Source organism: Buttiauxella sp. S19-1, assembly GCF_022134725.1.
In the GTDB taxonomy this organism is placed as follows: Bacteria; Pseudomonadota; Gammaproteobacteria; order Enterobacterales; family Enterobacteriaceae; genus Buttiauxella; species Buttiauxella ferragutiae.
Window position 1 is genome coordinate 1 of record NZ_JAHWLU010000194.1, and the last position, 4937, is coordinate 4937.

Consider the following 4937-nt stretch of genomic DNA (forward strand, 5'->3'; position numbering starts at 1 on the left):
GCTCGACACAGGGCGGACGGCGGGAACTCGATAACGCACAGTTCTTTACTCGCCTGGGTCAGCGGCTGATTAAAGTCCTCGACCAGCCAACACAAGACGGCTTTGTTTACCGTGTTGACATGCGCCTGCGTCCGTTTGGCGACAGTGGCCCGTTGGTGGTGAGCTATGCCGCACTGGAAGATTATTACCAGGAGCAAGGCCGCGACTGGGAACGCTACGCGATGGTTAAAGCCCGAATTATGGGCGATACCGACGACGTCTGGAGCCAGGAGCTGCGCAACATGCTGCGGCCTTTTGTTTTCCGTCGCTACATTGATTTCAGCGTCATTCAGTCGCTGCGCAATATGAAAGGGATGATTGCCCGCGAAGTGCGTCGCAGAGGGCTGACCGACAACATCAAACTTGGCGCGGGTGGCATTCGCGAAACCGAGTTTATTGTCCAGGTATTCCAACTGATTCGCGGTGGACGAGAACCGTCGTTGCAATCTCGTTCTTTGCTACCCACGCTGGAAGCAATCCAACAATTGCACCTGCTGCCGGAAGGCGATGCGGCCAAAATGAAAGAGGCGTATTTGTATCTGCGTCGCCTCGAAAACTTGCTGCAAAGCATCAATGACGAACAGACTCAAACATTGCCTGGTGATGATTTAAACCAGGCTCGCCTGGCGTGGGGCATGAACGCGCAGAATTGGGATTCTCTGCAAGAAACCCTGCAACAGCATATGAATGCCGTGCGGCAGGTATTTAACGAATTGATTGGCGACGATGAACCGGAACCCGGTGAAGATAAGCTCGCCGAAGCGTGGCGCGAACTGTGGCAGGATGCGCTGGATGCTGATGCCAATACGCCAGTGCTGGAGCATTTAACGCCGGAAGCGCGTAGCGAAGTGTTACGTCTGGTGAGTGATTTTCGCCAGGACACTGACAAACGCACCATTGGCCCGCGTGGCCGCCAGGTGCTGGATCAGCTCATGCCGCGTTTGCTGTGTGAAGCTTGTTCGCGCCACGACGCGCCACTGCCATTATCACGCCTGACGCCGCTGCTGCTCGGCATTGTCACGCGTACCACCTATCTTGAGCTGCTGACGGAATATCCCGGCGCACTGAAGCATTTGATCACGCTGTGTGCGGCATCACCGATGATTGCCAGCCAACTGGCGCGTTATCCGTTGCTGCTCGACGAACTACTCGACCCGAACACGCTTTATCAACCGACCGCGACGGACGCTTATCGTGACGAGCTACGCCAGTATTTACTGCGCGTGCCTGAAGACGATGAAGAGCAGCAACTGGAAGCATTGCGTCAGTTTAAGCAGGCTCAGCTGTTACGTGTGGCGGCGGCTGACATTACCGGTACATTGCCGGTGATGAAAGTCAGTGACCATCTGACCTGGCTTGCTGAAGCGATGATTGACGCGGTTGTTCAGCAGGCCTGGGCGCAAATGGTCTTGCGATACGGCCAGCCAAAACACTTACAAAACCGTGAAGGGCGTGGTTTCGCGGTCGTCGGCTACGGCAAACTCGGTGGCTGGGAACTGGGTTATAGCTCTGATTTGGACCTGGTATTCCTGCATGACTGCCCGTCGGATGTGATGACGGATGGTGAGCGTGAAATCGATGGCCGCCAGTTCTATTTGCGCCTCGCACAGCGTGTGATGCACTTGTTCAGCACCCGGACGTCATCAGGCATTTTGTATGAAGTGGATGCGCGTTTACGCCCGTCTGGTGCGGCTGGCATGCTGGTAACGACTGCCGAAGCCTTTGCTGATTATCAGCAAAATGAAGCCTGGACCTGGGAGCATCAGGCTCTGGTTCGCGCGCGTATTGTGTATGGTGACCCGCAGTTGCAGCGGGAGTTTGATGCCATCCGCCGCAATATTTTGTGCCTTGGGCGTGAAAGCGAAAAACTACAAACTGAAGTACGAGAAATGCGTGAAAAAATGCGTGCGCATTTGGGTGGGAAAAATATCGAACGCTTTGATATTAAAGCTGATGAAGGTGGTATCACCGATATCGAATTTATCACTCAATACCTGGTTTTACGTTATGCGGCGCAGGCCCCAAAACTGACACGTTGGTCAGACAATGTGCGCATTCTGGAATTAATGGCGCAAAACGACATCATGAGTGATGACGAAGCGAAAGCGCTGACGCATGCTTATGTCACGTTGCGCGATGAACTCCATCACCTGGCATTGCAGGAACTGCCCGGGAATGTGGCAATGGATACTTTCACTCAAGAACGCGAGCAGGTATTAAAAAGCTGGCAAACGTGGCTGAGTGAGCCGCAAACATGCGCTTAACACTAATTGTGATATTATCCGCGACAAAATTTTATCCCTCTCTGGAGAGTCAGGAATGAAAGTAACGCTGCCCGAATACAGCCGTGCAGGCGTCATGGTAGTTGGTGATGTGATGCTGGATCGCTACTGGTATGGCCCTACAAGCCGCATTTCCCCGGAAGCTCCGGTGCCAGTGGTGAAAGTCGACAACATTGAAGAACGGCCTGGTGGTGCGGCAAACGTGGCAATGAACATTGCCTCGTTAGGCGCAAATTCTCGCCTGGTTGGCCTGACAGGGATCGATGATGCCGCGCGTGCGCTCAGCCAAACGCTGGCTGGCGTGAACGTTAAATGCGATTTTGTTTCCGTGCCGACACACCCGACAATCACCAAACTGCGTGTACTTTCCCGTAATCAGCAACTGATTCGCCTCGACTTTGAAGAAGGCTTTGAAGGTGTTGACCCAGAACCGATTCATGAACGCATTAGCCAGGCTTTGCCACATATTGGCGCGCTGGTGCTGTCTGACTATGCAAAAGGTGCCTTGGCAAGTGTTCAGCACATGATTCGCCTTGCGCGAGCAGCCAAAGTGCCAGTGCTTATCGATCCAAAAGGTACTGACTTTAATCGCTATCGTGGTGCAACACTGCTGACGCCAAATCTCTCTGAATTTGAAGCGGTTGTTGGTAAGTGCAAGAATGACGAAGAGCTGGTGGAGCGCGGCATGAAACTTATCGCGGAATACGATTTTTCCGCGTTGCTGATCACCCGTTCTGAACATGGCATGACGCTGTTACAGCCGGGTATCGAGCCATTCCATCTGCCGACTCAGGCGCAAGAAGTTTACGATGTGACCGGTGCTGGTGATACGGTAATTGGCGTGTTGGCGGCAACCCTTGCCGCAGGCAACACCCTGGAAGAAGCGTGCTACTTTGCGAATGCAGCCGCAGGCGTGGTGGTCGGTAAACTGGGTACTTCTACCGTTTCCCCAATTGAACTGGAAAATGCTGTGCGTGGCCGTGCCGATTCAGGTTTTGGTGTAATGACCGAAGCTGAACTGAAAGTAGCGGTGGCGACGGCGCGCAAACGTGGTGAGAAAGTCGTCATGACCAATGGTGTGTTCGACATTCTTCACGCCGGCCATGTTTCGTATCTGGCCAACGCCCGTAAGTTGGGTGATCGCCTGATTGTTGCAGTAAATAGTGATGCTTCAACTAAACGCCTGAAAGGGGAGACCCGTCCGGTGAATCCGCAGGATCAACGTATGATCGTGTTGGGTGCACTGGAAGCCGTGGATTGGGTAGTGCTGTTTGAAGAAGACACACCACAACGCTTAATTGGGCAGATTTTGCCAGATTTGTTGGTTAAAGGCGGTGATTACAAACCGGATGATATTGCCGGGAGTAAAGAAGTCTGGGCCAATGGCGGTGAAGTGATGGTGCTGAACTTTGAAGATGGGTGTTCAACCACCAACATTATTAAGAAGATTCAGGAAAATAGTTAAATAAATTGCCAGCCTTGCATAGAGCATGGGCTGGCAATTTTAACTGCAATATTAATGGCCTGATTTACCTGGCGTGGTATCAATAAACGGTAACGTGCCAGAAGGTAATACGGTTGTTGGTAATACACCGTTCCAGCGTTCGGCTTTGGTCAGTTCAATCAGGTTTTGATTACTGGCTAACGCGTCGGCGCGAGCTTTAATTGCTTCGGCTTCTGCCTGGCCGCGCAAACGAGTCGCTTCGGCTTCTGCTTTGGCGTTGGCTAATTGGGCATCAGCTTCTGCCTGAGCCTGAGTGACACGGATTTGGGCCTGAACCTGTTCGGTCGCCAATTCTTGTTCCCGTGTTTTAACCTGAACTTCAGCCGTCATTCTGGCCTCTACCGCTTTTTCATACGCATCACTGAAATCGATATTTTCCACCTGAACGCTATCAATAATAATCGGACCAATAACATTTTTCTTAATAGCGTTGGAAATATCGTTAACCAATTGCAAGCGGTGCTGTACAGCATCAACCGCAGTATAACCGCCAAAGACATTCTCAACCTGAGTAGGGACCTGGCGGCTGATTAGACGATCATTGAGAGAAGATACATTTTGATACTGGCTATAGACTTTCGTGACATCCGATGGTGGAACATGCCAGGAAACGGAAACTTTAAGTGTCGCAGATTGCTGGTCTTTACTGTAAGCCTGTAATGAATCATAAACGGTGACCTGGCTTTGAACGGAAATGATTTTTACGCTTTCAATAAACGGGATTTTGAACGACAAGCCTGGGTCAATAGCTTCGACTACCGCGCCGTTACGTAATAAAACACCACGTTCCGTTTCATCAATGGTGTACCACGACCCTAATAGTGAGCCTAAAATAACGAAGGCCGCCACTGCACCACCTACTATTTTTATTTTCGAGCCAGTTCCATTTTTTAAATCAGGAATAAGTTGGTTTATCATTTTAACTTCCACTGTAGATGGGCTGAATATGGCATGATGAAATGCTTTTTTGTGTACTAATTTAAGTGTTGATGCAGGTGTGGAAATGTATGAAAAATAAAACCTTAAATCAATGAGTGATGAAAATAGCTATTTCAGATGTGGAGGTTATTGTTTTTTAAAACAATACGTTGCTTTTTTTGTATGTTTTAATA

Annotated in this window: 3 protein-coding genes; 2 read left to right on the plus strand and 1 reads right to left on the minus strand. The window is 50.6% G+C overall.

What is annotated here, in order from left to right; genetic code table 11:
• Positions 1 to 2303, plus strand: a 2303-nt coding sequence (glnE, locus tag MES37_RS23460; protein WP_237932742.1) for a bifunctional [glutamate--ammonia ligase]-adenylyl-L-tyrosine phosphorylase/[glutamate--ammonia-ligase] adenylyltransferase, incomplete at its 5' end; no start/stop codon positions are given.
• Between the two features lie 55 nt (positions 2304 to 2358).
• Positions 2359 to 3786: a bifunctional D-glycero-beta-D-manno-heptose-7-phosphate kinase/D-glycero-beta-D-manno-heptose 1-phosphate adenylyltransferase HldE gene (gene hldE, locus MES37_RS23465; protein ID WP_133522728.1), complete on the plus strand. Its 1428-nt coding sequence runs from the start codon at positions 2359 to 2361 to the stop codon at positions 3784 to 3786.
• 51 nt (positions 3787 to 3837) lie between these two features.
• Here the strand turns inward: hldE and MES37_RS23470 are convergent, their stop codons facing one another.
• Positions 3838 to 4743 carry a prohibitin family protein gene (locus MES37_RS23470; RefSeq protein ID WP_133522729.1) on the minus strand — a complete coding sequence of 302 codons (906 nt, stop codon included), beginning with the start codon at positions 4741 to 4743 and terminating at the stop codon, positions 3838 to 3840.
• Positions 4744 to 4937 lie beyond the last annotated feature (194 nt).